Below are 25,026 nucleotides of genomic sequence, written 5' to 3'. Positions count from 1 at the left end.
GCCGACAAGCCACAGAATTGCGCGCAACTCTTTGTCAGTACTCCCGAAGTGCCCGCATCCAGAACGGGAGTTTTCGCCGTGCAGTCTCGCCACCGGCTGCGCCAGCCGCGCCCCCCGCCCGGACGGCCGGCAGCCTCCTCCGGAACGATGCCCTACACCGTCACCTGCGTGCCGACCTCGACGACGCGGCCGGTCGGGATCTGGAAGAAGTCCGTGGCGTCGTTGGCGTTCTTGGCCAGCGTGATGAAGATCCGGTCCTGCCACAGCGGCATGCCGGAATGCGCGGCCGGACGGATCGAGCGGCGCGACAGGAAGAACGAGGTCGACATGATGTCGAACTTGAAGCCCTCGCGCTTGAGGAGTGTCAGGGTGCGCGGGATGTTGGGGGTCTCCATGAAGCCGAAGCGCATCACCACGCGGTAGAAGCCGAAGCCGACCGGCTCGATGCGGACCCGCTCCGCTTGCGTCGCCCGGGGTCGGTCCATGGTCTCGACGGTGAGCACCACGTTCTTCTCGTGGATCACCTTGTTGTGCTTCATGTTGTGCAGGAGCGCGGCGGGCGCGATCTCGGGATCGCTGGTGAGGAAGACAGCGGTGCCCTTCACCCGCTGGTAGGAGGTGCTCTTCTCCAGCATGCCGACGAGTTCGATCAGCGGCACGTCGGTCTTGCGGGTCTTGTTGAACAGGATCGTGACGCCTCGCACCCAGGTCCACATCATCAGCATCAGGCCGCCGGCGAGCATCAAGGGCACGTAGCCGCCCTCGTGCAGCTTCAGCAGGTTCGAGAGCAGGAACAGGAATTCCAGCACGATGAACGGCATGATGATCGCCGCCGAGACGAGCGGCGAGAGCCGCACCACCTTCCACAGCACCACGTAGGCCATGGAGGCGGTGAGCAGCATCGTGCCCGTCACCGCGATGCCGTAGGCCGAGGCCAAAGCCGAGGAGGAGCGGAAGGTCACCGCCAGGATCACCACGCCGAGGCCGAGCAGGGTGTTGATCTGCGGCAGGTAGATCTGGCCGGAATGCGCCTCCGAGGTGTGGCGGATCTCCATGCGCGGCAGCATGCCGAGCTGGATCGCCTGCCGCGACAGGGAGAAGGCGCCGGTGATCACCGCCTGGCTCGCGGTCACGGTGGCGAGAGTGGCCAGCAGCACCATGGGGATCAGGCCCCATTCCGGCACGAGCTGGTAGAACGGGTCCGTGGTCTCGGGCTTGGCCAGCACGAGGGCGGTCTGGCCGAGATAGTTCAGGACGAGGCAGGGGGCGACGAGGCCGAGCCACGCCACCTGGATCGGGCGGCGCCCGAAATGGCCGAGATCGGCGAACAGGGCTTCCGCCCCCGTCACCGCCAGGAACACCGCGCCGAGGGCCACCAGCGCCCCGGTGCCGTGGCCGAGGAGGTAATGCACCGCGTACCAGGGATTGAAGGCGGCCAGCACGCCGGGATTGCCGGCGATGTGGGGCAGGGCGGCGGCGGCCATCGCCAGGAACCACACCACCATGGCCGGTCCGAAGAAGGTCGCGACGCGGGCCGTGCCGTGGCTCTGGACCGCGAACAGGCCGAGGATGATCGCCACCGTGATCGGCAGCACGTAGTCGTCGAAGGCCGGCGTGACGAGCTTCAGGCCCTCCACCGCCGAGAGCACGGAGATCGCGGGCGTGATGACGGAGTCGCCGTAGAACAGCGAGGCGCCGAGGAGCCCCAGCATGAACACGATTTTGGAGCCGCCGAGCGCGTGCCGGGCCTGGGCCATCAGCGAGAGGATGCCACCCTCGCCGTTGTTGTCCATGCGCAGCAGGATCGCGACGTACTTGATCGTCACGATGAGGAGCAGCGCCCAGATGATCAGCGAGGCGGTGCCGATCACCTCCTCGGCGAGCAGGATGCCGTCGGCGCGCGAGGGCGCCAGGGCCTCGCGGAAGGCGTAGAGCGGGCTCGTGCCGATATCGCCGTAGACGACGCCGACGGAGCCGATGGTGAGCGCCCAGAAACCGGTCTTGGCATGGCCGTGCGCCTCCTCCTGGCTCGCATCGACGGCGCCCGCCGACGTCGCGACCGGGCCGCCCTCACCGGGCGCCGGCCCGCCCATGACGGGGGCGGCCGACGGGCTCGGACGGGACGCGTCCGGACTCGCCGCGTCTGGGCTCGCCGAATTTGGGCTGGCAGGCTGGGTCATCGGGCAGGAACGCCTGAGTTCGCGCGTCGTCCGGCCGGGTGTGCCGGGTTCGCATGAAGGGAATGCGTCGGTGGTGCGGATCGATCGGGCCGGAGCGGGCGCCGGGTCGCGACGGAACGGCGCGCCGGAGGCGGCGCGGGGCAGGTTCGGATCGCGGGGCGCGGACCGGACATCGCGGCGGCCGGAAAGAAGAGAGGCGCGTCGGAGCGGGCGACCCGTCCCGAAACGGAAAGACGGCCGCCCCATCCCCCCGTGCGGGCGATGAAGGCGGCCGTCTCACCGAACAAACTCACTCGGCGGCGTCGCGCTTGCCCTGGCCGAAGCGGCGCTCGATGTAGTCGATCACGATCGCCTCGAAGTCCTTGGCGAGGGTCGCGCCGCGCAGGGTCATCGCCTTCTTGCCGTCGATGAAGACCGGGGCGCTCGGGCTCTCGCCGGTGCCGGGCAGCGAGATGCCGATATCGGCGTGCTTCGACTCGCCCGGCCCGTTGACGATGCAGCCCATCACCGCGACGTTGAGCCCCTCGACGCCGGGATAGGTCTTCTTCCACTCCGGCATGGAGGTGGAGATCCAGTTCTGGATGTCGCGGGCGAGTTCCTGGAACGTCGTCGAGGTGGTGCGGCCGCAGCCGGGGCAGGCCGCGACCAGGGGCACGAAGGTGCGGAAGCCCATGGTCTGCAGGAGTTCCTGCGCCGCCTTCACCTCGACCGTGCGGTCGCCGCCGGGCTCAGGGGTGAGCGAGTAGCGGATCGTGTCGCCGATGCCCTCCTGCAGCAGCACGCCGATGGCGGCGGAGGCGGCGACGATGCCCTTCGAGCCCATGCCGGCCTCGGTCAGGCCGAGATGGATCGCGTAGTCGGAGCGGCGCGCCACCTCGCGGTAGACCGCGATGAGGTCCTGCACCGCCGAGACCTTGGCCGAGAGGATGATGCGGTCCTTCGGCAGGCCGAGCGAGACCGCCCGGTCGGCCGAAGTCAGGGCCGACTGCACCATCGCCTCGCGCATCACCGCGCGGGCGTCGATCGGGTTCGGCGAGCGGGCGTTCTCGTCCATCAGGTGTGTCAGCAGCTCGCCGTCGAGCGAGCCCCAATTGGCACCGATGCGCACGGTCTTGCCGTACTTGATCGCCTGCTCGACGATGGTCGAGAACTGAGTATCCTTCTTCTCCTTGAAGCCGACATTGCCCGGGTTGATCCGGTACTTGGCGAGCGCCTCGGCGCAGGCCGGATGGTCGGACAGGAGCTTGTGGCCGATATAGTGGAAGTCACCCACCAACGGCACGTGCACGCCGATGCGGTCGAGCCGCTCGCGGATCTTCGGCACGGCCGCCGCCGCCTCGTCGCGGTCGACGGTGATGCGCACCAGCTCCGAGCCGGCGCGGGCGAGCTGGGCCACCTGGGCCACCGTGCCGTCGATGTCGGCCGTGTCGGTGTTGGTCATCGACTGGACGACGATCGGCGCACCGCCGCCGACGGTGACGGCGCCCTCGCCCTCGCCGATCTGCACGCCGACGGTGCGGTGGCGCGGTGCCGGCCCGGCGATCTCCGGCCCCTTCATATTGGGGCTCTGAGCGTCGATCGGGTTTGCCAGGGCGTCGGGAGCTTCCATGACTTCCATCGTGCCTTCGCGGGTCAAGAGTCGTCCGCGCGTGCCGGTCTTCGGCGTCCCGCAGGCGCGGGCGCGATCTTATCCGAATCCGGTGCGATCCGCGACCTGGAGATCATCTCAGCGCCGCGCCCGCGCGAACGGATGCGCAGCATGCCTCGATACAAGGCCGCTTCCATGTCGCATCCCGAGCCGGATGTCGAGCGTGTGCCTCAGGGATGCAAGGTGACCGGCGGGAATGCCGGCCCGTGCACGCGCGTCGTCCCATATGGCATTGCCTGCGCGCGAGGCAAAGAACCGCACAGATTTTTTATCGCAATGCACCATCTATGGATGCATCGCAACAACAGAGCGAGGCACGATGGACAGCCCCTCTCCCGATCAGCCCGCCGAGACACGGCACTCCGAGACTCGGCACTCCGCGACTCGGCACCCTGAGGCGCCCCGCATCGAGACGCTGCACGACGACGCGCACAATCCTGCGACCGCCGTCCCCAGGCCGATCACCGATTCGATCGCGGACTCGACGCGGGTCGGAAGCGGCTTCCGGGGCCTTGCCGGTCCGCGGGCTGAGAAGGCGGTCTCCCTTGCCCTCCAGGGCGGCGGCTCGCACGGCGCCTTCACCTGGGGCGTGCTCGACGCGCTGATCGAGGACGGACGCATCGCCTTCGAGGCGGTGACGGGCGCGAGCGCGGGGGCGATGAACGCCGTCGTCCTCGTGGACGGCTGGCTCGCGGGCGGTCCGGACGGGGCGCGGGCGGCGCTCGCGAAGTTCTGGCGCGAGGCGAGCCTGGATGCCGACCTGAAGCCCGCGCAGCAGAGCTGGATCGACGGCCTGTTCCATGTCTGGAAGGGCAATCCCTTCATCGAGGCGTGGCTGAAGGTGCTCAATCCCGGCCCCTACACGGCCAATCCGCTCAACATCAATCCGCTGCGCGAAGCGCTGGAGCGCACGGTCGATTTCGATCGCCTGCGCGCGGCCGAGACCGCCAACGTGTTCGTCTCCGCCACCAATGTCTGGACCGGCAAGCTCGCCGTATTCGAGCGCGAGCGCCTCACCGCCGATCACCTCATGGCCTCGGCCTGCCTGCCCACCGTGTTCCAGGCGGTCGAGATCGAGGGCGTGCCCTACTGGGACGGCGGCTATCTCGGCAACCCGGCGCTCTACCCTCTGCACGGGGCGAGCACGCGCGACATCCTGCTCGTGCAGATCAACCCGGTCGAGCGCCGCGAGACGCCGCGCTCGCCGCGCGACATCCAGGACCGGCTCAACGAAATCACCTTCAACGCCAACCTGATGCGGGAACTGCGCGCCATCGACTTCGTGCACGGCCTGATCGAAGAGGGCGGACACGAGGTTCCGGGCCTGGAACGGGTCTTCCTCCACCGCATCGACGGCACCGACGAGCTCGACGACTACGCCGCCTCCACGCGCCTCGACGCCCGCTGGCGCGTCATCGAGCGCCTGCGCGACCGGGGCCGCAGCGCGGCGAAGGCGTGGCTCGACACGGGTTACGCCGAGGTCGGCCTGCGCTGCTCGCTCGACCTGAAGAAGGCCTATCAGTAGCGGCGGCCGCCGGATTCGCGGACGGGGTCATGGCTGAGCGCCGCCTCTGCCGGAAGCCGTAGAATTCTCTTGCGCCGATCTCGCTACGCACATAAAGATATCTTTATGTCTAGCGAGAGCCGCCCCAGGACGATCCCGGTGCCCTTCGCCGAAGCGCTCGCCGTGCTGCGGGCGACGGCGGAGGAGACGCGCCTGCGTATCCTCGCGCTGCTCGCCGAGGGCGAACTGTCGGTCTCCGACCTCACCGACATCCTCGGCCAGTCGCAGCCGCGCATCTCGCGCCACCTCAAGCTTCTCGTGGAGTCCGGTCTGATCGAGCGCCATCGCGAGGGGGCCTGGGCCTTCTTCCGCCTGCGCGAGGCCGCGACCGGTTTCGTCGAGCCCCTGATCGCGGCGCTCGACCACGCCGCCCCGCCGCTCTCCGAGGATCGTGCCCGGCTCGATTCGGTGCGGGCCCAGCGCGCCGAGGCCGCGCAGGCCTTCTTCGCCCGGCTCGCGCCCAAGTGGGACGGGCTGCGCTCCCTGCACGTGCCCGAGGCCACGGTCGAGGCGGCGGTGCTCGATGCCCTGGGCGACCGGCCGATCCGCCACGTGGTCGATCTCGGTACCGGCACCGGCAAGATGCTCGGCCTGCTGGCGCCGCTGGCAGGCCGCGCCACCGGGCTCGATTCGAGCCACGCCATGCTCTCGGTCGCCCGCGCGAACCTCGAACGGCTCGGCCTGTCGCGGGTCGATCTGCGCCAGGGCGACCTGCACGCGCCGCCTTTCGGCCGCGGCGGCTTTGACCTCGTGGTGCTGCACCAGGTGCTGCACTATCTCGACGACCCGGCCCGGGCGCTCCGGGAGGCGGCACGCCTCGTCGCCCCGGGCGGACGCCTTCTCGTCGTCGATTTTGCGCCGCACAATCTCGAACAATTGCGCGAGAGCCAAGCCCACCGCCGCCTCGGCTTCGCCGCGGATCAGGTCGCGGGCTGGCTCGTCCAGGCCGGCCTCTCCGACGTCGAGAGCCGCGATCTGGCGCCCGAGGACGGCACCGAACTGCCTCTCACCGTCACGCTCTGGCTGGCGCACGACGCCTCCGCCGGCTTCGGGACGGCGGAATCCGAACGCGCCGTGGCCTGAGCCGCGACACCGCACGACGAAATGACTTCAAGAAGGGGACGACAGATGCCCAGCGCTTCCCGGCACCGCGCCAGCCGCGACGGCTTCCGCCCGATCCGCGTCTCGATCGAGTTCTTCCCGCCCAAGACCGAGGAGATGGAAAAGATCCTCTGGTCGTCGATCGAGCGCCTCGCGCCGCTGCAGCCGAAATTCGTCTCCGTGACCTACGGCGCGGGCGGATCCACCCGCGAGCGCACCCACAACACCGTGGCGCGCATGGTGCGCGAGACCAGCCTCAAGCCCGCCGCCCACCTCACCTGCGTGAACGCGACGCGCGAGGAGATCGACGCGGTGGTGCAGTCCTACTGGGATGCGGGCGTGCGCCACATTGTGGCCCTGCGCGGCGATCCGGCGGAGGGCGTCGGCCACACCTACCGGCCCCATCCCGGCGGCTACGCCCAGACCTGCGACCTCGTGGCCGGCATCAAGCGGATCGGCGACTTCAAGGTCTCGGTCTCGGCCTACCCCGAGAAGCATCCGGAGGCTGCCTCGCTCGATGCCGACATCGACGCGCTGAAGGCCAAAGTCGATGCCGGCGCCGATCAGGCGATCACTCAGTTCTTCTTCGATAACGAGATCTATCTGCGCTACCTCGACAAGGTGCGCGCGGCCGGCATCGACATCCCGATCATCCCGGGCATCCTGCCGGTGCAGAACTTCAAGCAGGCGGCCAGCTTCGCCCGCCGCACCGGCGCCTCGGTGCCCTACTGGCTTGCCGCCCGCTTCGAGGGCCTCGACAACGACATCGAGACCCGCCGCCTCGTCGCCGCGGCGGTGGCCGCCGAGCAGGTGCTCGACCTCGTCGACGAGGGCGTGGAGGACTTCCACTTCTACTCGATGAACCGCTCGGATCTCGTCTACGCGATCTGCCATCTGCTCGGCCTGCGCTCGCAGGCGCCGGCCAAGGTGGCGGCGGCGAAGGCGGCGTAAGGCACCTCGCGCTGCGTGGCGAAGCGAAGGCCATCCGAGGCAATCCGGCCACAGGCTGCGCCAACCAGGCGGGCTGGATGGCTTCGCCCACGCCCGCGATGACGGCACGAGGCCAAAAGAGGTATCGAGGCGTCGCCTCGAATCGCACACCCGACAGACAGAGCCCAAACCGCCTCCGGTCATCGGCATCGCGGCTTCTGGGATCACTGCGAGATAGCAAGAATGACCGCTTTCCCCCCCGTCGACGGCACCGAGATCGAGCGCGCGCTGCGCCAGCGCGCCTCGGAAAAGATCCTCGTCCTCGACGGGGCGATGGGTACGGTGATCCAGCGCCTCAAGTTCACGGAAGAGGATTTCCGGGGTGAGCGCTTCAAGGATCACGGCCACGATCAGAAGGGCAACAACGACCTCCTGATCCTGACGCAGCCCGACGCGATCCGGCAGATCCACCTCGACTACTTCCTCGCCGGCGCCGATGTCTGCGAGACGAACACGTTCTCCGGCACCACGATCGCCCAGGCCGATTACGGCATGGAATCGATCATCCACGAGTTGAACGCGGAAGGTGCACGCCTCGCCCGCGAGGCGGCGAAGCTCGCGGAAGAGCGGGACGGCCGCCGCCGGTTCGTCGCCGGCGCCATCGGCCCGACCAACCGCACGCTCTCGATCTCGCCGGACGTCAACAATCCCGGCTACCGCGCCGTCACCTTCGATCAGGTCAAACAGGCCTATGTCGAGCAGGTGCGCGGCCTGATCGACGGCGGCGCCGAGCTGATCCTGATCGAGACGATCTTCGACACGCTCAACGCCAAGGCGGCCATCGCCGCCGCGTGGCAGGTGTTCGACGAGACCGGCATCCGCCTGCCGATCCAGATCTCGGGCACGATCACCGATCTCTCCGGCCGCACGCTGTCGGGCCAGACGCCGGCCGCGTTCTGGAACTCGCTGCGCCACTCCGATCCGCTGACCTTCGGCCTCAACTGCGCGCTCGGCGCCAAGGAGATGCGCGGCCACATCGCCGAGCTGTCGCGCATCTGCGACACGCTGGTCTGCGCCTATCCGAATGCGGGTCTCCCCAACGAATTCGGCCTCTACGACGAGAGCCCGGAGGCGATGGGCAAGCTCGTCGGCGAGTTCGCGGCAAGCGGCCTCGTCAACATGGTCGGCGGCTGCTGCGGCACCACGCCGGACCACATCCGCGCCATCGCGGAAGCCGTTGCCGACAAGACGCCGCGCAAGATCCCGGAAATCCCGCGTCTGATGCGGCTGTCGGGCCTCGAACCTTTCGTTCTGACGAAGGAGATTCCCTTCGTGAACGTCGGCGAGCGCACCAATGTCACGGGCTCGGCGAAATTCAGAAAACTCATCACCAACGGCGATTACGCCGCCGCCCTCGACGTCGCCCGCGATCAGGTCGCGGCCGGCGCCCAGGTCATCGACGTCAACATGGACGAGGGCCTGCTCGACTCGCAGAAGGCGATGGTCGAGTTCCTCAATCTGGTGGCCGCCGAGCCCGACATCGCCCGCGTGCCGGTGATGGTCGATTCCTCGAAGTTCGAGGTGATCGAGGCCGGCCTGAAATGCCTGCAGGGCAAGCCGATCGTGAACTCGATCTCCATGAAGGAGGGCGAGGAGAAGTTCATCGAGACCGCGAAGGTGTGCCGCTCCTACGGCGCGGCGGTGGTCGTGATGGCCTTCGACGAGCAGGGGCAGGCCGATTCCTACGAGCGCAAGGTCGAGATCTGCACCAAGGCCTACAAGATCCTGACCGAGCAGGTCGGCTTCCCGCCGGAAGACATCATCTTCGACCCGAACATCTTCGCGGTCGCCACCGGCATCGAGGAGCACAACCCCTACGGCGTCGCCTTCATCGAGGCGACCCGCACCATCCGCGAGACCCTGCCTCATGCCCACGTCTCGGGCGGCGTTTCGAACCTGTCGTTTGCCTTCCGCGGCAACGAGCCGGTGCGCGAGGCGATGCACGCGGTGTTCCTGTTCCACTGCATCAAGGCCGGCATGGACATGGGCATCGTCAATGCCGGCCAGCTCGCCGTCTACGACGAGATCCCGGCCGAACTCCGCGAACTCTGCGAGGACGTGGTCCTCAACCGGCGCGAGGATTCCACCGAGCGCCTGCTGGAGGCCGCCGAGCGGTTCAAGACCGGCGCCTCGGCCCAGGCCAAGACCGCCGACCTCTCCTGGCGCGAGGCTCCGGTCGCCAAGCGCATCGAGCACGCGCTGGTCAACGGCATCACCGAGTACATCGTCGCCGACACCGAGGAGGCGCGCAAAGAGGCCGAGCGTCCGCTCCACGTCATCGAGGGCCCGCTGATGGCCGGCATGAACGTGGTCGGCGACCTGTTCGGGTCGGGCAAGATGTTCCTGCCCCAGGTCGTGAAGTCCGCCCGCGTGATGAAGCAGGCGGTGGCCTATCTCGAACCCTTCATGGAGGAGGAGAAGCGGGCCAATGGCGGCGACGGCAAGCGCCAGGCCGCCGGCAAGGTGCTGATGGCGACCGTGAAGGGCGACGTCCACGACATCGGCAAGAACATCGTCGGCGTGGTTCTGGCCTGCAACAACTACGAGATCATCGATCTCGGCGTGATGGTGCCGGCCGCCAAGATCCTCGAGACGGCGAAAAAAGAAAATGTCGACATCATCGGCCTCTCGGGTCTGATCACGCCCTCCCTCGACGAGATGGTGCATGTGGCCGCCGAGATGGAGCGCGAGGGCATGGAGATGCCGCTGCTGATCGGCGGCGCCACCACCAGCCGCGTCCACACGGCGGTGAAGATCCACCCGGCCTACGAGCGGGGCCAAGCGGTCTACGTGACCGATGCGAGCCGCGCCGTCGGCGTGGTGTCGAGCCTGATCTCGAAGGAGACCCGCGGAACGACCATCGAGCGGGTGCGGGCCGAGTACGCCAAGGTGGCGGATGCCCATCGCCGCTCCGAGGCCGACAAGCAGCGCCTGCCGCTCGCCAAGGCGCGCGCGAACGCCTTCAAGATCGACTGGTCGGGCTACGCGCCGAAGCGCCCAAGCTTCACCGGCACCCGCGTTTACGGCTCCTACGAGGTGGCCGACCTCGTCCCCTATATCGATTGGACGCCGTTCCTGCAGACCTACGAGTTCAAGGGCCGTTACCCCGCGATCCTCGACGATCCCGAGCAGGGCCCGGCGGCGCGTGCGCTGTTCGAGGATGCGCAGGCGATGCTCAAGCAGATCGTGGAGGAGCGCTGGTTCAATCCGAAGGCGGTGATCGGCTTCTGGCCGGCCAACAGCGTCGGCGACGACATCCGCCTCTTCACCGGTGAGAGCCGGCAGGAGACGCTCGCGACCTTCCACGGCCTGCGTCAGCAGCTGTCGAAGCGCGACGGGCGTCCCAACACCTGCATCAGCGACTTCGTGGCGCCCGCCGAGACCGGCATCGCCGATTATGTCGGCGCCTTCGTGGTGACGGCGGGCTTGGAGGAGGTGCGCATCGCCGAGCGCTTCGAGCGGGCGAACGACGATTACCGCTCGATTCTCGTCAAGGCGCTCGCCGACCGCATCGCCGAGGCCTTCGCCGAGCGGATGCACGAGCGCGTCCGCCGGGAGTTCTGGGGCTACGCCCCGGATGAAAGCTTCACGGCGGACGACCTCGTCCACGAGAAGTATGACGGCATCCGGCCGGCGCCGGGCTACCCGGCCCAGCCCGACCACACCGAGAAGGTCACGCTGTTCGATCTGCTCAAGGCGGAGAGCCGCATCGGCGTGCGGCTCACCGAGTCCTACGCCATGTGGCCGGGCTCCTCGGTCTCGGGCCTCTATCTCGCCCATCCGGAGGCGCACTATTTCGGCGTCGCCAAGGTCGAGCGCGATCAGGTCGAGGACTATGCCCTGCGCAAGGGCATGGACATCGCCGCGGTCGAGCGTTGGCTCGGGCCGATCCTCAACTACGACCCGGCCCGCTACCTCAAGGCCGCGGCCGAGTAGTCACGCCGAATAGGTCACACTCGGCGCGGGAACGCTCCCGCGCCGCCACTTTTCCCTTGCCGAGGGGTGGCGGGGCGCGGCACGCCTTCCGCCCGACCCGCGGGGCTGCCCCGCCTTCGACAGGAAGTCCCGATGCGTCCCACGCTCCTCGTCCTCGCCGCCGCTCTCCTCACGGGCGGGCTGTCGGCCTGCAACAGCGCCGATTCCGGCGGCCGCAGCCTGTCTTCGACCTTCGAGCCCAGCAACTTCCGTCAGTCTTCCGATACCAACGGAACCCAGACCCGCCGGGACGTGAACCGCGCCTACACGCAGCCCTCGCTGCCCTCCATCGTCAACCGCGGCAACTGAGTTCCGGAGGCGTCAACGACGCCGCAGCCGCCGCAGGTTCTGGGCCGCCGCCCAGAGCCGCGGCGAGCGCTTGATCCGGTGCTTGAGCCGCACCGCGAGCCGCGAGGCGAGGGCGAGCGCATGGCTTGCCGGGCTCACCGGCAGGGTCTGCTCGACGAGTTCGATGGTCTCGTCGCAGGTCTTGGCCTTGTAGCCCGCCTCGCCGACGCCGAGGTCGAGGGCGCGCCGCCCCTGCGCCGCCTGATGGCCGACGAGTCGGTGCAGCAGAATCTCGCCGGGGCTGAACCGGCCGAGATCCGGATCGGTGTCGAACGACGTCCACATCCCGCAGAAGCGGGCGCCGTCCACCGCGCCGCCGAAGGTCGCCAGGATGCACCCGGTCTCGCTCGCCACCAGGGCGTGGACCTCGATCGCCGGGGTTCCGCCCGCCGCGCCGTCGGCGGTCGCGGCGGCGATGAAGCGGCGGACCGCCGCGTCGGCGTAAGGGTCGGCGACGCCGAGACTGGCGAAGCGCGCCGCCTTCTGCGCGTAGAACGCCGCCTGGATCTCGGCCGCCGCCTTCGGCGTCCCGGCGACGCGGTGCTCGACCGGTCCGAGGAACTCCACGAGCTTGCGCTCCTTGGCCCGCAGCTTCTTGCGGGTGTCGCCGCTGAACACCCGGCGCAGGGTGGCCTCGGCGTCGGGGCCGAGCAGCATGCCGTAGGCGTCGCTCGGCGCCGGCAGGCCGCCCACGGCCAGAGGGTTCGGAGTTCCGTCCCAGAAACGCGGCTGGTTGCGGAAGGCGAAGGCGTCGATGCCCGCCGCGCGGCCGGCCCGGACCAGGGCCGCGGCCAGATCCTCGGCCGGCATCGCCGCCGCCTCGCGGGAGGCGAAGAGCGGCATGTGGAAGTTGGCGTGCCGGTCGCCGACCATCCGCGCCACCCGCAAGGGGCCGCGGCGCCCGATCGTGAGCGGGAGCAGCATCCGCGCCCGTCCGTGCGCGTCGCGCAGCACGAGGATTCGGGGCACCTCGCCCGCATCGATCCCGGCGCCGAGATAGGCCGCCACCCAGTCGAAGCGCTGGTAGGGCGTCATCAGCACGCCCGGATCGGCCTCCAAGCCGCGCCACAGAGCCTCGACTGCGGCAGGCTCCGAAAACACCTCCGCGGTGAGGCCGTCGCGGCCCCGCGAAGCCGCCTGCGCGGCGCGTCCCAGATCCTCGGCGAGAACCGCCATGCCCGTCTCCCCCGGCGCGGGCGCCCGTCCCGGACGGGCCGGCCGCGTGAAAATCGCTGCCGGCGATCCTCGCCGCCCCGCCCTCAAGCTCCGGTTGACGCGTCGGGCCGACCTTCGGGGATGGGTAACGAAAGCTTTTCGCGTCCGCCGCTAGTCTGCGCTCCGGCCGGGGCCGCCCGGTGTTTCGAGCCGAGACGGGTCATGCTCTCGCCCCGCACCCGACACCGCCTGTTCCGCGCCGGCTTCGGGGCGATCGCCGCCACCGGCGCCGACCGCTGGCTCGCCCCCGCCGCCCGCGGGCGCGGGGTGATCCTCACCTTCCACCACGTGCGCCCCGAGCCGGTGCCGGGCTTCGCCCCGAACGCCCTCTTGTCGATCACCCCGGCCTTCCTCGACCGGACGCTGGCGGGGCTCGCCGCCCGCGGCTTCGAACTCATCGCCCTCGACCGCCTACCCGAGCGGCTCGCGGTCCCGGAGAGCGGAAAACCCTTCGCGGTGCTGACCTTCGACGACGGCTACCGCGACAATGCCGAGCATGCCCGGCCGGTCCTGGCCCGGCACGGCGCGCCCTGGACGCTGTTCGTGACGAGCGACTTCGCCGACGGGCGCGGGCGGCTGTGGTGGCTCGAACTGGAGCGGGCGGTCGCCCGGCTCGACGCGGTGCGGCTCGGCTCAGGGCTGGTCCTGCCGGCCCGCACCGACGCGGAGAAGACAGCCGCCTTCGAGACGGCCTACCGCACCCTGCGCGCCGGCCCGGAGGCGGTGCTGCTGGACGACATCGCCCTTCTGTGCCGCGAGGCCGGGTTCGAGCCGGGCGCGATCGCCCGCGAACTCTGCCTGACCTGGGACGGCCTGCGCGATCTCGCCCGCGACCCGGCCGTGACCATCGGCGCGCACACGCTCTCGCACCCGATGCTCGCCAAGCACGACTTCGCCGTCGCGGAGCGGGAGATCGCCGAGAGTCGCGCGCGGATCGAGGCGGAGTTGGGCCGGCCGGTGCGCCACCTGTCCTACCCGGTCGGAGACCCGACCTCGGCGGGACCGCGCGAGTTCGAACTTGCGAAAAGACTCGGCTTCGCCACCGCGGTGACGACCCGGCCGGGCCACCTCTTCGCGGAGCATGCCGCGCATCCCCACGCCCTGCCGCGGGTCTCGGTGAACGGGCTGCACCAGACCGAGGCGGCGCTGGCGAGCCTTCTCTCCGGCGTGCCGTTCCTGGCCTGGAACCGCGGGCGCCGTCTCAACGTGGCGTGAGCGGCGACGATCGTCTCAGAGCATTTCCAGTTAATCAGATTAGTTGCAGCGGCTTCCCCTCTCCCTGCGCGCGGGGAGAGGAGGGGACGGCGGCCGTCCTCAAGTCATCACCCGGAAACGATACGAAAGTGTCGCTCCGGATTCGTTACACGGAAGACGCGTTAGCGGCGCCGACGGCGCGAGCGCGACGAGCCGCCCTCCGATTCCCCCGTCCCGACATCGGCGCTGCCGACATCGAAGCTGGCGCTGGCCCGCCCGCGGCGGCCGGAGCGCCGTCCGCGGCGCCGCACCGGCTCGACATCGGGCTCCTCGATCGAGGGAATGCCGGGAATCGTCGCGGTCGAGGCGACGGAGGAGGTGCTGGCGGGGGCGTCGTTCCCGCTGACATAGCCGCCGCCGCTGGCGACGTTGCGGGCGGGTGGGCCGAACATCGCGAGGCACTGGTTGTAGGCGAGGTCGTTCTTCAGCCGCTCGCACTCGGCCATCGAGCGCGGTGTTCCCTGGGCGGCGGCGCTGAGGACGGCGAGCGGCGCGGCGAGGATCACGAGCGAGGCGACGAGGAGATGCGGCCGGAACGAAAGCGCGGGACGGCGCGGGGAGGGGCGCATGGGTGGCGGGCGACCTTCGGAAGACGAACCTTGAGCGTAGGACGTCCCGCCTTTTCGCCAGCGAGTGCGGCGAAAAAAGGGGCCCGCCGTGTCCGTCTGCGTTCGAAGGCCTAATCGTCCGGACGGTCCATCCAGCGGATCAGCGGCATCAGCGGGAAGATCCAGGCGATGCCGAGGATCGAGTAGATCACCGTCTGCACCGCCGGATGGGTTTGCGAGATGCGGCTGTCGGCGAGCGCCATGGCGAGCGGCGCGTAGACGATCACGAAGGCCAGGATCCCGAAGGTTCCGAGCAGGGTGCGCGTGCGGCGGCGCATGGGGGCCTTCGTTCTCTCGCGTCGGGACGGCGCGCCGGTCCGCGCGCCGAGACGGGTCGTACCGGTCCCGCCCGGGCGCCGCAATGCAGGGGGCCTGCGTCATAGGCCGCGTTGCGCGCGGGGGGGCGCTTCCCGTAAGCCACACCCGAACGATCCCGGCCGCCGGACTTGACGCGCGAGACCATGAAACTGTCGACAAACCCGCCCCTTGACCGCTTCGATGCCGTCCCGGCGGCCGCGTACCGCCCCGGACAGAGTGCGGTGCGCGCGTGGCTCTACCTGCTCGCCGTGCTCGTGGTGGCGATGGTCGCCGTCGGCGGCGCGACGCGGCTCACCGGCTCGGGGCTCTCGATCACCGAGTGGCGGCCGGTGACCGGCGTGGTCCCGCCGCTCAGCGCCGGCGACTGGGCGGTGGAGTTCGACAAGTACCGCGACACCCCGCAATACCGCATCCTCAACCAGGGCATCGGCCTCGACGGATTCAAGACGCTCTACTGGTGGGAATGGGGCCACCGCCTGCTCGGGCGGATCGTCGGCCTCCTGTTCTTCCTGCCCTTCGCGTGGTTCTGGATCCGCGGCATGCTCGGGCGGCGCCTGCTGCTCGGCCTGCTCGGGCTGGGCCTGCTCGGCGGGCTCCAGGGCGCGATCGGCTGGATCATGGTCGCCTCGGGCCTCCAGCCCGGCATGACGGCGGTGGCGCCGCTCAAGCTCGCGCTCCACCTCACCACCGCGAGCCTGATCCTGGCCGGCCTCGTCTGGCTCGCCGCCGGCACCCGCCCCCGGGCGCTCGCCCCCGCACCCGAGCCGGTGCGGTTCTTCGCCGGCCTGCTGCCGGTGCTGGTGCTGGTCCAGATCTGGCTCGGCGGGCTCGTCGCCGGCTCGAAGGCGGGCCTTCTCTACAACACCTGGCCCGACATGGACGGCACCCTCGTGCCGCCGGCCCGGGTGCTGTTCGACAAGGTCCCGCTGATCGAGAACTTCGTCGACAACCTTGCCCTGGTGCAGTTCAACCACCGCCTCTTCGCCTATCTCCTGGTGCTGGCGGCGATCGCCCACGCGGTCCAGGCCAGCCGGGCGGCGCCCGGCAGCGCGGCCGGCCGGGCGATCGGGGTGGCGGTGCTGGCGCTGGCGCAGATGGGCCTCGGCATCGTGACCCTGCTCCTGCAGGTGCCGCTCTGGGCCGGGCTCGCGCATCAGGTCTTCGCCATGGCGGTGCTGATCATGGCGACCGTCCATGCCCGCCTCAGTCTGGGCGTTCCCGCCGCCGCCGCGCCCGAGGCGGAGGACGTGCCGATCGGCCTCGAAACGCTCGCCGGCCGCGGCGCATGAGCCGGGCCGGCGCGCGCGGCGTCCGAGGAGGCCCGTCGCGCGAGGCATGACGGGATCTGACCGAAGCGCAAATCCATCGCCCGAACGGGGCGACCGGATTTGGTAACGGACGCGCCCGCATCATCCCGCCCGTCTGGCGTGAAATCTGCCTCGGCAGCCGGGCAGGGTCACGAAACCGTCGCCGTCGGTCCCGATGCTGGAAACAGCGGCCTGGCTGACTGCGATGCAGCATAAAATTCGCCTTATCCTGCGGCGCAATGGTTGGCGGCCAGTCGTCGCACAGGCAATTTCGGTGGAAGACGGCTTTCTCGGTAGTTGGAGGATGGAACGACTCGCCCTTCTATAGAATTGAATACCTCGCCAACACGGGAGCAGAGGATGTTTCTGGCCGAGGACGGACGCCCGCTTGCGCTGACCTGGAACTACACGCCGCGCGAATTGCGCGCCGACGGTGCGGTTCACATCGCCGGCCTCGCCCTCGGTCTTCTCGGCGCGATCTGCTTGATCATCACGGCGACTTTGACGCATCTCGGCTGGATCGAGCGCGCCTCTCTGCTGGTCTACGGTACCGCGATGCTGGCGATGCTCGGTGCATCCGCCGCCTACAACATGTGGCCGGTGAGCCCGCGCAAGTGGATCCTGCGACGGCTCGACCATGCCTTCATCTATCTGATGATCGCCGGCACCTACACGCCGGTGGTGGCGCTGGTGGGATCCGGCCCCGTCGCCTGGACCCTGCTCGCCCTGATCTGGACGGTGGCGCTCGCCGGCATCGCCATCAAGATCCTGATGCCCGGCCGCTGGGACCGGGTCTCGATCGTGCTCTACCTGATGCTCGGCTGGAGCGGCGTGCTCGCCTACGAATCAGTGATCTCGGGGCTCAGCCCGTCGGCGCTTAGCTTCCTCGCGGTCGGCGGCCTGCTCTACTCCGTGGGCGTGGTGTTTCACGTCTGGCGGAGCCTGCCGTTCCAGAACGCGATCTGGCACGCCTTCGTGCTCGCCGCGACCGCGTGCCACTACGGAACGATCATCACGAGCGTTCTGAACGCCGCTTGAGCCTGTCGATCAGGCCGGCTCGGAGATGCTGCCGCCCTCGCCCAGCGTGTCCGAGGCCCGCTCGACCGCGCTGATCGCGTCGAGCAGGTGCTGCACGCTGCGCTCCACCTCGATCCGCGGCCGGTCCATGTGGGCCGCCCGCGCCACCAGCCCCTCGAGCTGATCCAGCACGACCAGAAGGTCGCCCGCGACGGCCGCCACGTCGCAGCCGGTGCGGACCGGCGTCGCGGGGGCAGGGCGGCGGAAAGGGATGATCGTGCTCATCGCCATCGTGTGTCGCGAAAAGGCGGGCGCATGGCCACCCGCCGAGCGGACGTCATCCACACCCATGCCGCATCAGGCGGCCGCAAAACGGGAGTTGCCGCCGCAATTGGTGAGTTTTTCGTCGAAAGCGTGGCTCGGATCCGCGGCAACCGATCAAGCTTCGCGCTGTGCTCCTGCCGTGACAGGGGACGCCCTCCGAAGCGGAAAAATGTTTCCTCCGAATCGGCCTGCTTCGGCGATGCATTGACAAGGATCGCGGCAGGGAAGAGGTTGGAACCGTTCCGAGGGGGGCCCCGTGAGGGGGCTGAGAGTGGGCTGGCGCCCTGACCCTTGAACCTGATCCGGCTCGTACCGGCGGAGGGACGGGAACCACTGGCCGCTGCTCGAAACAGCATCGGCCATCCGCACCATCGTCGGGACCACGGGTCGCCTCCCCTATCAGGAGCGACAGCGATGAACGCACCCGTCCGTCCCAAAGATCTCCCCAACGGCAACCCTGCCAGCGTCACCACCGGCCCGGTCCAGGGCTCGCGAAAAGTCTACGCCGAGGCCCCCGGCCGCCCCGATATCCGCGTGCCCTACCGCGAGATCGCCCTGTCCGATCCGAAAGAGGAGCCGGTGCGGGTCTACGACCCGTCGGGCCCCTACACCGAGACGGACGCGGCGATCGACCTTGAGAAGGGTCTGGTCCCGGTGCGCGAGCCCTGGATCGTCGGGCGCGGCTACGCGGCGGTGAAGCCCCGCGATGTGAAGCCCGAGGACAACGGGTTCGCCTCCGCCGATAAGCTCGTCGCGCCCTGCCCGGCCGAGCGCACGATCCGCCGGGCCGAACCCGGCCAGATGGTGACGCAGTACGAGTTCGCCCGCGCCGGGGTCATCACCGAGGAGATGATCTACGTCGCGCACCGCGAGAACGCCTGCCGCGAGCAGATGCTGGAGCGCGCCGAGGCGGCGCTGGCCGATGGCCAGAGCTTCGGCGCGGCGGTGCCGCCCTTCATCACCCCGGAATTCGTGCGCGAGGAGGTGGCGAGGGGCCGCGCCATCATCCCGGCCAATATCAACCACCTCGAACTCGAGCCGATGGCGATCGGCCGCAACTTCCTGGTCAAGATCAACGCCAATATTGGCAACTCCGCCGTCACCTCCTCGGCGGCGGAAGAGGTCGAGAAGCTGGTCTGGTCGATCCGCTGGGGCGCGGACACGGTCATGGACCTCTCCACGGGCCGCAACATCCACAACATCCGCTCGTGGATCGTGCGCAACTCGCCCGTGCCGATCGGCACCGTGCCGATCTACCAGGCGCTGGAGAAGGTCGGCGGCGACCCGCTCAAGCTCGACTGGGAGGTCTTCAAGGACACGCTGATCGAGCAGGCCGAGCAGGGCATCGACTACTTCACGATCCATGCCGGCGTGCGGCTGGCCCACGTGCCGCTCACCGCGCGCCGCACCACCGGCATCGTCTCGCGCGGCGGCTCGATCATGGCGCGCTGGTGCCTCGCCGGGCACCGCGAATCGTTCCTCTACGAGCGATTCGACGAGATCTGCGACATCATGCGGGCCTACGACGTGTCGTTCTCGCTGGGCGACGGCCTGCGCCCCGGCTCGATCGCCGACGCCAACGACGCGGCCCAATTCGCCGAGCTGGAGACGCTCGGCGAACTCACCAAGATCGCCTGGGACAAGGGCTGCCAAGTGATGATCGAGGGCCCCGGCCACGTGCCGATGCACAAGATCAAGGTCAACATGGAGAAGCAGCTGCGGGAATGCGGCGAGGCGCCGTTCTACACCCTCGGCCCGCTGACCACCGACATCGCGCCCGGCTACGACCATATCACCTCGGGCATCGGTGCGGCGATGATCGGCTGGTTCGGCACGGCGATGCTCTGCTACGTCACCCCGAAGGAGCATCTCGGCCTGCCGAACCGCGACGACGTGAAGACCGGCGTCATCACCTACAAGATCGCCGCCCACGCCGCCGACCTCGCCAAGGGCCACCCCGCCGCGCAGCTGCGCGACGACGCCCTCTCCCGCGCCCGGTTCGACTTCCGCTGGGAGGACCAGTTCAACCTCTCGCTGGACCCCGACACGGCGCGCAGTTTCCATGACGAGACCCTGCCGAAGGACGCGCACAAGGTCGCCCATTTCTGCTCGATGTGCGGCCCGAAATTCTGCTCGATGAAGATCACGCAGGATCTGCGCGCCGACGTGCTCGCTATGGAGGAGGCCGGGGTGGTGCTCGGGCAGGCCAAGCCCCTCTCCGAGGAGGAGCGCGAGGCCGGCATGGCGGCGAAGTCGCAGGAGTTTTTGGCGGAGGGCGGCAAGCTCTACGTCGACGCGGCGGAGTAGACGGCGCCACGCACGAAGGATGACGAACGGAGGATGGCTGCCCGGAAAGGGCAGCCATCCCAGGTGAGGCGTCCGCCGACGCGTTTCATGAAAAATCTTCAGGCAATCTTTACGGTTCAGTCAGGCTGGCGGCCGTTGTCGGGGGACAAGCCGCCGGCCTTAAGACTCCGGTAGCGACGGACGCAATTTCCTGAGGACCGGCCCTGTGCCGGAACTCGAAGGAATGCAGCCATGGACACGATCAGGGCCGCGGCCACGACGCCGCCTCTCTCCACCACACCGGTCACCCCCATTCGCCCCGTCGCCGAGACCGTCCGCGACCAAGCTCCAGCCTCCCGCCTGCTCGATCCGGCCGTCACCATCGCGGTGAGCCCGGAGAGCACCGAGACGAAGCCCACCGAACCGGAACGGCGCGCCTATATCCGCGATGCGGAGAGCGAGAGCCTCGTCTTCCGGGTCACCGATCCGCAGACCGGGGACGTGGTGATGCAGATCCCCGACGAGGTGATCCTCAAGGCGCGCGCCTACGCGCGGGAAACAACGCCCTATCCGGGCGAGCGCGTCGCCAAGACCGCCTGAGCGCATTCGGTCGCGCCGGCACCGTGAAGGGTTCGCCGAGGGCGGGGCGAGCGCTGCCGGGACGTGTCCGGAGATCAGGTGAGGTCCGCGGGCGGACCGCGCGCAGCGTCCGGCCGCGTCAATGCGTTCGGCGAGGCCGCCCTCCGATCAGAGAGATGCTCGCTTCGGTCACAGGCCGGGCGCGTCGGAGCATCGGCTTGGAGAGATCAGCCTAGAGACACCGACTCGGTGCGGTCGGCCCGGACGCGGGGCGCGGCGATCGCCTCGCGCGCCTCGACTCAGATCCGGCCGAGGGCTTCGGCCGGTTGGGCGGGCCGGGTCAGGCCCCCGGTCCGGCATCGCCCTGGAGACCTGCCGCGATGTGATTGTTGAGCGAAACCAGCGCCTCGATCTTCGCCGTCGTCGGCTCGATCATCGTGTCCATGATCGTGTGGAACACGTAGGTCGAGAGCTGGGCCATGCCGTTGCGCACCTCGACCGGCAGCGGGCTGCTCGGCTCGGTCGCGGCGGAAGCCAGAATCGTCCAGACCCGCTGATTGAAGTTGAGGGCCTCGTTGAGGGCCGGCCCCGTCTCGACCTGCGATCCGAGGGCTTGGAGACGTCCGGCGGCCTTCAGCAGAACGGCGGCTTCGGCTTCCCGAGGCGAGAGCGCCACGCGGGCGACTTTCGCGTAGGCATTGGCCGCGTACTGCATGATCGGAGTTCTCCCTGCGCCGCCCTCGGCCGGTCGCAGACGAATCATGCATCCGGTTTGTTAAAAGCCCGTATGCAACGGTTCTGCCCCATTGGCGCCCCGAAAGGGGGAGAGTGCTTCGCCGTGGCCGGCCTCGTCGCCCAACCGCGCCGCACCGGGTTCGGAACCCGCTTCAGATGACGAACTTCTTCCTCGGATTGATGGCCGGCTGCATCATCGCCGGCGTCGTCACCATCACCGCCGCGCGGCATCCGACGGTGCAGTTGCGGCTGGGTCTCGTGCCGGCCGCTCAGGCGGCGGTCACGCCAGCGCCGCGCCCCGAGACGCCCCCGCGCTGCCCGGCGCCGAAGGCGGCCATGCCGGTCGGCAATCCGGATATGCTGTTCTCTCGCAGCCGCCTGTGGTCGGTCGCGCCGTGACAATCGTGCCTTGAGGGTCGGGTCCTGACACCGGACCTGCGCCTGTTGCGGCGGATCAGACGCTGCTGCTGAGCAGGAACATCACCATCGTCGTCGCAACCGTGCTGCCGAGGAACCCGCAGAGGGCCGCGGTGAAGGACGGGCCGGTCCGCATCTCGGCGGAGGGCTGGCGCAGGGTGCTGTCGGTGGTGATCATGGCAAAATCCTGAGGGAGATGAGAGGTTTCGTCCGGCGCGAAGCGAGTCGTTTCGATGGGATGAACCTGCGCCTTAAGGCAGCGCTTCGCGGTGCGGGACCACACCCGTCCCCGGGGCGATTCCGGCTTTCGCAACACCGCGTTGCGTCCAGTCCTGTCGAGGGCGGAGGTGCCCTCGCTCAGTCGCAGCGATTCACGTGCTTGGCGACGCGCAGGGAGCGAAGTTCGCTGCGCAGGTCGATCGAGACGATGTCGGCCCCGCAATCCTCGAAGGCGTCCTGGGCCTCGTGATAGCGGTCACCGATCTCGTCGAGGGTCTCGCAGACCCGGTCGTGATTGCCGAGCCGCGCCTCCTGACGGGCCTGATAGCGCAGGGCGCTGGCTTCCTGGATCTTGCGGCGGCCGTCGATGCAGCCGGGCGCCGCGAGCGCGGAGGAGACGAGGGAGACACCGACGAGGGAGGCCACGAGGCCGGTGAGAGCGGTGTGTCGCATGAGGTGACGCATGGGCAGACCGACGCTGGGTTCAACAAAAGTCGTGAGAAGATCAGGGATCGATCGACGCTTCGGGACTCACAGTGTCGTCACTGCCGCAGCCCCTGCATCGCCGTCCGTATCGGTCTTTTGAACGGCGACGCTAAGCGGATGGTTCCGAAAGTCTTCGATCGGATCTGCGTCGTTTCTTGGCGGAACCTTCGCTCGGCTCGGACTTGATCGATCGCCCTGTCGATAGGCCCTGCCTCTCGACGGCGCCGTCGCGGCCGAGACCTTGCCCGCCGTGGCCGCGCCGGGAGACGAGAATCTGGTCGAGGGTGACCGGATGCAGGCCCTGCGCATCGACGCCGGCATCGTATTGGCGCGGAATCGGCTTCAGCCGGCCGTGGGAATGGCCATGCAGGTTGATCGCGCCCCGGCCGAGGCCGTTCCAGGTCCGGAACGCGTAGTGGCACAGCACGAGCCGGCGGCCCTCGACCTCGGTCTCGGCGTAATGCGCCACCGAGGTCCAGCCGGGCGCCGACAGGGTGGCGGGACCGTCGTTGTTGCCGATGATGAGATGCTTGCGGCCGTGGAGCGCGGCGAGCAGGGCCGTGATGCGCTCCGGCGGAGGCCCAAGGGCGAAATCGCCGAGATGCCAGACGGTGTCGTCGGGGCCGACGACGGCGTTCCAGGCCGCGACCAGGGCCGCGTCGTGCGTCGGCAGGTCCGGGAAAGGGCGGCGGTCGATCCGCAATATCCGGGGATCCCCGAAATGCGTGTCGCTCGTGAAGAAGACCGTCATCCGCCGCTCATCCGCCGCACCGCCCGCTTGTGAGCGGGACAACGCGGCGGAGGGGCGAACGATGCGGGCTTCAGCGCCCGCATCCGGCGCTCGGGGCTCAGCGGCCCGGGCTGAAGCGCAGCGGCACGGTGACCGCGAGGCTCGGCTGGGTCACACCGGCGGGTGCGGGCGGAAGGCCGCCGCGCACCGCCGCGAGCGCGGCGCTATCGATGACGCTGATCCCGCTGCTGCCGACCACGGCCGCGCCGCTCACCGCGCCGGAGCGGCTCACGGTGAACCGCACCGTGGCCACGCCGCCGCTGGTCCCGGCCGCGGCCTCGCGGTTCATCCGGCCACGGATCGTCGCGGCGATGGAGCCCTTCCAGGCCGCCATGGCGTTGGGGTCGCTGGCCGAGGCGGACGATCCCGTCGCGCTCTGACGCGAGGTCGCGGCGGAGTTGCGCTGCGCATTGCCGGCCTGCGCGGCCTGGGCGCGCCGGGCGGCGTCGCGCTCGGCCTTGGCCTTGGCCGCCTTGATCCGCGCCTCCTTCTGGGCCTCCTCGCGCTTCTTCTCCAGGATCTCCTTGCGGCGCGCCTCGCGCTCGGCCTCGCGCTTCTTCTCCAGCGCGGCCTTGCGGCGCTCCTCGATTTTGGGATCCGGCTTGGGCGGCTCGGTCTTCGCGACCACGGGCGGGGGCGGCGCCAGCGGCTCCGCTTCCGGCGCCTCGGAGGCGATGATCTGCTCCTCCGGCGGCGGGGGCGGCGTGTCGGGCGGAACCTCGGCAACGGCCTCCGGCGGCGGAGGCGGCGGCTCCGCCTCCTCCGGCATCACCTGCGTCATCTCGGTGGGCGGGGGCGGCTGCACCGCCTCCGGCGTCTCGACCGGCTCGACCGTCTCCGGCTCGCCCTCGGGCTTCGCCTCCTCGGGGATGGCTTCCGAGCGCTGGGTTTCGGCGGGTGCCTGGGTCTCGGCCTCCATCATCTGCGGCGCGAGATCGATCGTGATCTCCTGGTCCCCCGGCGGCGAGGGCGGCGTCAGGCGCAGGTAGGCGATGCCGAGCAGTCCCGCGGCGTGCAGGGCCAGGGCCAGGGCGAAGGCGGCCGCGAGGCGGCCCTGGCCGCCTCCCTCGGACGGTCCCGAGGGAAGCCCGTGACCCGTCGGACCGGGCAGGGGAGCGGGCATCGAAGCCGGCATCGTCGGCATGGCAGCGGCCCTCGGGGCAGGCTTGCTCGGGGCGGGCTTGGGAGCGGCCATCGGCTTAACGGGCGGTTCCTGCGGCCGGCGCGCCGCCGCCCGACTGGGCGATCAGCGAGACCTTGGTGAAGCCCGCCTGGCCGACGAGGCCCATCACCTCCATGATCTTGCCGTAGGGCACGTCCCGGTCGCCGCGCACGAGCACGACCTGATCCGGGTTCTCCGCCTTGAGCTGCTTCAGCCGCGGCAGGATCGTCTCCGGCGTGAAGCCGTCCTTGGCGATGAACGGATTGCCGTCCTTGTCGATGGAGACTTCGAGCGGCTTCTGCGACTGCGCCACCTTGGCGGCGGTCGTCTTCGGCAGCTGCACCGGCACGCCCGTCGTCATCAGCGGCGCCGCGACCATGAAGATGATCAGCAGCACCAGCATCACGTCGACCATCGGCGTGACGTTGATCTCGGACATCGGCGTCGCGTCGAGGCCGTCCTCGTCGTCGCTCGCCGAACGAGCGGTTCCCATGGCCATGGCT

At 69.5% G+C, this 25,026-nt stretch carries 23 protein-coding genes and 1 riboswitch; of the genes, 11 read left to right on the top strand and 12 right to left on the bottom strand.

Annotated elements, in window-relative coordinates; genetic code table 11:
- Positions 1–152 precede the first annotated feature (152 nt).
- Together MPPM_RS08675 and ispG are read right to left on the bottom strand one after the other, a co-directional pair.
- The gene (locus MPPM_RS08675; RefSeq protein WP_096484704.1) at positions 153–2,180 is read right to left on the bottom strand and encodes a potassium transporter Kup; all 2,028 of its coding nucleotides are present in this window, start codon (positions 2,178–2,180) and stop codon (positions 153–155) included.
- Positions 2,181–2,469: 289 nt separating this feature from the next.
- Positions 2,470–3,798 carry a flavodoxin-dependent (E)-4-hydroxy-3-methylbut-2-enyl-diphosphate synthase gene (gene ispG / locus MPPM_RS08670; RefSeq protein ID WP_096487787.1) on the bottom strand — a complete coding sequence of 443 codons (1,329 nt, stop codon included), beginning with the start codon at positions 3,796–3,798 and terminating at the stop codon, positions 2,470–2,472.
- Between the two features lie 349 nt (positions 3,799–4,147).
- Here ispG and MPPM_RS08665 point away from each other — a divergent pair, with 349 nt between their 5' ends.
- The 5 genes from MPPM_RS08665 to MPPM_RS08645 all read left to right on the top strand — a co-directional run bounded on the left by MPPM_RS08665 (position 4,148) and on the right by MPPM_RS08645 (position 11,767).
- On the top strand, positions 4,148–5,353 hold the full coding sequence (locus MPPM_RS08665) for a patatin-like phospholipase family protein (RefSeq protein WP_244573520.1): 1,206 nt from the start codon (positions 4,148–4,150) through the stop codon (positions 5,351–5,353).
- Between the two features lie 105 nt (positions 5,354–5,458).
- Positions 5,459–6,475 carry an ArsR/SmtB family transcription factor gene (locus tag MPPM_RS08660; protein WP_096484703.1) on the top strand — a complete coding sequence of 339 codons (1,017 nt, stop codon included), beginning with the start codon at positions 5,459–5,461 and terminating at the stop codon, positions 6,473–6,475.
- Between the two features lie 45 nt (positions 6,476–6,520).
- Positions 6,521–7,444, top strand: coding sequence for a methylenetetrahydrofolate reductase [NAD(P)H] (metF, locus tag MPPM_RS08655; protein ID WP_096484702.1), 924 nt, complete (start codon positions 6,521–6,523; stop codon positions 7,442–7,444).
- Between the two features lie 222 nt (positions 7,445–7,666).
- Positions 7,667–11,419 (top strand): methionine synthase, encoded by a 3,753-nt coding sequence (gene metH, locus MPPM_RS08650; RefSeq protein WP_096484701.1) that lies wholly within the window; start codon positions 7,667–7,669, stop codon positions 11,417–11,419.
- 132 nt (positions 11,420–11,551) lie between these two features.
- On the top strand, positions 11,552–11,767 hold the full coding sequence (locus MPPM_RS08645) for a hypothetical protein (RefSeq protein ID WP_096484700.1): 216 nt from the start codon (positions 11,552–11,554) through the stop codon (positions 11,765–11,767).
- 12 nt (positions 11,768–11,779) lie between these two features.
- Here MPPM_RS08645 and MPPM_RS08640 read toward each other — a convergent pair whose 3' ends face one another.
- Positions 11,780–12,982 carry a GNAT family N-acetyltransferase gene (locus MPPM_RS08640; RefSeq protein ID WP_096484699.1) on the bottom strand — a complete coding sequence of 401 codons (1,203 nt, stop codon included), beginning with the start codon at positions 12,980–12,982 and terminating at the stop codon, positions 11,780–11,782.
- Positions 12,983–13,183: 201 nt separating this feature from the next.
- Here MPPM_RS08640 and MPPM_RS08635 point away from each other — a divergent pair, with 201 nt between their 5' ends.
- On the top strand, positions 13,184–14,236 hold the full coding sequence (locus tag MPPM_RS08635; RefSeq protein ID WP_096484698.1) for a polysaccharide deacetylase family protein: 1,053 nt from the start codon (positions 13,184–13,186) through the stop codon (positions 14,234–14,236).
- 161 nt (positions 14,237–14,397) lie between these two features.
- On the opposite strand, the gene MPPM_RS08630 is transcribed toward MPPM_RS08635, so the two are convergent.
- Positions 14,398–14,844: a hypothetical protein gene (locus MPPM_RS08630; RefSeq protein WP_096484697.1), complete on the bottom strand. Its 447-nt coding sequence runs from the start codon at positions 14,842–14,844 to the stop codon at positions 14,398–14,400.
- A 110-nt stretch (positions 14,845–14,954) separates the two neighbouring features.
- Entirely contained in the window at positions 14,955–15,161 is a 207-nt protein-coding gene (locus MPPM_RS08625) for a DUF2842 domain-containing protein (RefSeq protein ID WP_096484696.1), read from the bottom strand.
- Between the two features lie 183 nt (positions 15,162–15,344).
- Between MPPM_RS08625 and MPPM_RS08620 the strand changes: the two genes are divergently transcribed.
- Positions 15,345–16,490 (top strand): COX15/CtaA family protein, encoded by a 1,146-nt coding sequence (locus MPPM_RS08620; RefSeq protein ID WP_096487785.1) that lies wholly within the window; start codon positions 15,345–15,347, stop codon positions 16,488–16,490.
- Between the two features lie 378 nt (positions 16,491–16,868).
- The gene (trhA, locus tag MPPM_RS08615; protein WP_096484695.1) at positions 16,869–17,546 is read left to right on the top strand and encodes a PAQR family membrane homeostasis protein TrhA; all 678 of its coding nucleotides are present in this window, start codon (positions 16,869–16,871) and stop codon (positions 17,544–17,546) included.
- Between the two features lie 9 nt (positions 17,547–17,555).
- Here the strand turns inward: trhA and MPPM_RS08610 are convergent, their stop codons facing one another.
- Entirely contained in the window at positions 17,556–17,816 is a 261-nt protein-coding gene (locus MPPM_RS08610; RefSeq protein ID WP_096487784.1) for a hypothetical protein, read from the bottom strand.
- A 268-nt stretch (positions 17,817–18,084) separates the two neighbouring features.
- Positions 18,085–18,190, top strand: a riboswitch (TPP riboswitch).
- 73 nt (positions 18,191–18,263) lie between these two features.
- Here MPPM_RS08610 and thiC point away from each other — a divergent pair.
- Entirely contained in the window at positions 18,264–20,156 is a 1,893-nt protein-coding gene (gene thiC / locus MPPM_RS08605) for a phosphomethylpyrimidine synthase ThiC (RefSeq protein WP_096484694.1), read from the top strand.
- A 231-nt stretch (positions 20,157–20,387) separates the two neighbouring features.
- Positions 20,388–20,735 (top strand): flagellar protein FlaG, encoded by a 348-nt coding sequence (locus tag MPPM_RS08600; protein ID WP_096484693.1) that lies wholly within the window; start codon positions 20,388–20,390, stop codon positions 20,733–20,735.
- 319 nt (positions 20,736–21,054) lie between these two features.
- Here the strand turns inward: MPPM_RS08600 and flaF are convergent, their stop codons facing one another.
- Complete coding sequence (flaF, locus tag MPPM_RS08595; protein WP_096484692.1) at positions 21,055–21,429, bottom strand: flagellar biosynthesis regulator FlaF; 375 nt, start codon at positions 21,427–21,429, stop codon at positions 21,055–21,057.
- Positions 21,430–21,605: 176 nt separating this feature from the next.
- Here flaF and MPPM_RS08590 point away from each other — a divergent pair, with 176 nt between their 5' ends.
- On the top strand, positions 21,606–21,848 hold the full coding sequence (locus MPPM_RS08590) for a hypothetical protein (RefSeq protein ID WP_096484691.1): 243 nt from the start codon (positions 21,606–21,608) through the stop codon (positions 21,846–21,848).
- A 55-nt stretch (positions 21,849–21,903) separates the two neighbouring features.
- On the opposite strand, the gene MPPM_RS28520 is transcribed toward MPPM_RS08590, so the two are convergent.
- The 5 genes from MPPM_RS28520 to tolR form a co-directional block, all read right to left on the bottom strand.
- Positions 21,904–22,044 carry a hypothetical protein gene (locus tag MPPM_RS28520; RefSeq protein ID WP_173807896.1) on the bottom strand — a complete coding sequence of 47 codons (141 nt, stop codon included), beginning with the start codon at positions 22,042–22,044 and terminating at the stop codon, positions 21,904–21,906.
- A gap of 179 nt (positions 22,045–22,223) precedes the next feature.
- On the bottom strand, positions 22,224–22,550 hold the full coding sequence (locus MPPM_RS08585) for a hypothetical protein (protein ID WP_096484690.1): 327 nt from the start codon (positions 22,548–22,550) through the stop codon (positions 22,224–22,226).
- Between the two features lie 130 nt (positions 22,551–22,680).
- Complete coding sequence (locus MPPM_RS08580; RefSeq protein ID WP_096484689.1) at positions 22,681–23,322, bottom strand: metallophosphoesterase family protein; 642 nt, start codon at positions 23,320–23,322, stop codon at positions 22,681–22,683.
- Positions 23,323–23,419: 97 nt separating this feature from the next.
- Entirely contained in the window at positions 23,420–24,505 is a 1,086-nt protein-coding gene (locus tag MPPM_RS08575) for an energy transducer TonB family protein (protein WP_096484688.1), read from the bottom strand.
- 55 nt (positions 24,506–24,560) lie between these two features.
- Entirely contained in the window at positions 24,561–25,022 is a 462-nt protein-coding gene (gene tolR, locus MPPM_RS08570; RefSeq protein ID WP_096484687.1) for a protein TolR, read from the bottom strand.
- Positions 25,023–25,026: the final 4 nt, after the last annotated feature.

This window comes from Methylorubrum populi (genome assembly GCF_002355515.1).
GTDB classification, from domain to species: domain Bacteria; phylum Pseudomonadota; class Alphaproteobacteria; order Rhizobiales; family Beijerinckiaceae; genus Methylobacterium; species Methylobacterium populi_A.
The sequence above is the reverse complement of the archived record's forward strand: the minus strand, read 5'-3'. Positions and strand labels throughout refer to the sequence as shown.

Bases quoted from the DNA above. Each gene is read 5' to 3' on its own strand.
- MPPM_RS08660 (WP_096484703.1), top strand. From the start codon at position 5,459: ATGTCTAGCGAGAGCCGCCCCAGGACGATCCCGGTGCCCTTCGCCGAA.
- MPPM_RS08675 (WP_096484704.1), bottom strand. From the start codon at position 2,180: ATGACCCAGCCTGCCAGCCCAAATTCGGCGAGCCCAGACGCGGCGAGT.
- MPPM_RS08645 (WP_096484700.1), top strand. From the start codon at position 11,552: ATGCGTCCCACGCTCCTCGTCCTCGCCGCCGCTCTCCTCACGGGCGGG.
- MPPM_RS08575 (WP_096484688.1), bottom strand. From the start codon at position 24,505: ATGCCGACGATGCCGGCTTCGATGCCCGCTCCCCTGCCCGGTCCGACG.
- MPPM_RS08585 (WP_096484690.1), bottom strand. From the start codon at position 22,550: ATGCGTCACCTCATGCGACACACCGCTCTCACCGGCCTCGTGGCCTCC.
- MPPM_RS08590 (WP_096484691.1), top strand. From the start codon at position 21,606: ATGACGAACTTCTTCCTCGGATTGATGGCCGGCTGCATCATCGCCGGC.
- MPPM_RS08630 (WP_096484697.1), bottom strand. From the start codon at position 14,844: ATGCGCCCCTCCCCGCGCCGTCCCGCGCTTTCGTTCCGGCCGCATCTC.
- MPPM_RS08640 (WP_096484699.1), bottom strand. From the start codon at position 12,982: ATGGCGGTTCTCGCCGAGGATCTGGGACGCGCCGCGCAGGCGGCTTCG.
- ispG (WP_096487787.1), bottom strand. From the start codon at position 3,798: ATGGAAGTCATGGAAGCTCCCGACGCCCTGGCAAACCCGATCGACGCT.
- metF (WP_096484702.1), top strand. From the start codon at position 6,521: ATGCCCAGCGCTTCCCGGCACCGCGCCAGCCGCGACGGCTTCCGCCCG.
- trhA (WP_096484695.1), top strand. From the start codon at position 16,869: ATGTTTCTGGCCGAGGACGGACGCCCGCTTGCGCTGACCTGGAACTAC.
- thiC (WP_096484694.1), top strand. From the start codon at position 18,264: ATGAACGCACCCGTCCGTCCCAAAGATCTCCCCAACGGCAACCCTGCC.
- MPPM_RS08610 (WP_096487784.1), bottom strand. From the start codon at position 17,816: ATGGCGATGAGCACGATCATCCCTTTCCGCCGCCCTGCCCCCGCGACG.
- MPPM_RS08620 (WP_096487785.1), top strand. From the start codon at position 15,345: ATGAAACTGTCGACAAACCCGCCCCTTGACCGCTTCGATGCCGTCCCG.
- flaF (WP_096484692.1), bottom strand. From the start codon at position 21,429: ATGCAGTACGCGGCCAATGCCTACGCGAAAGTCGCCCGCGTGGCGCTC.
- MPPM_RS08665 (WP_244573520.1), top strand. From the start codon at position 4,148: ATGGACAGCCCCTCTCCCGATCAGCCCGCCGAGACACGGCACTCCGAG.
- metH (WP_096484701.1), top strand. From the start codon at position 7,667: ATGACCGCTTTCCCCCCCGTCGACGGCACCGAGATCGAGCGCGCGCTG.
- MPPM_RS08600 (WP_096484693.1), top strand. From the start codon at position 20,388: ATGGACACGATCAGGGCCGCGGCCACGACGCCGCCTCTCTCCACCACA.
- MPPM_RS08580 (WP_096484689.1), bottom strand. From the start codon at position 23,322: ATGACGGTCTTCTTCACGAGCGACACGCATTTCGGGGATCCCCGGATA.
- MPPM_RS28520 (WP_173807896.1), bottom strand. From the start codon at position 22,044: ATGATCACCACCGACAGCACCCTGCGCCAGCCCTCCGCCGAGATGCGG.
- MPPM_RS08625 (WP_096484696.1), bottom strand. From the start codon at position 15,161: ATGCGCCGCCGCACGCGCACCCTGCTCGGAACCTTCGGGATCCTGGCC.
- MPPM_RS08635 (WP_096484698.1), top strand. From the start codon at position 13,184: ATGCTCTCGCCCCGCACCCGACACCGCCTGTTCCGCGCCGGCTTCGGG.
- tolR (WP_096484687.1), bottom strand. From the start codon at position 25,022: ATGGCCATGGGAACCGCTCGTTCGGCGAGCGACGACGAGGACGGCCTC.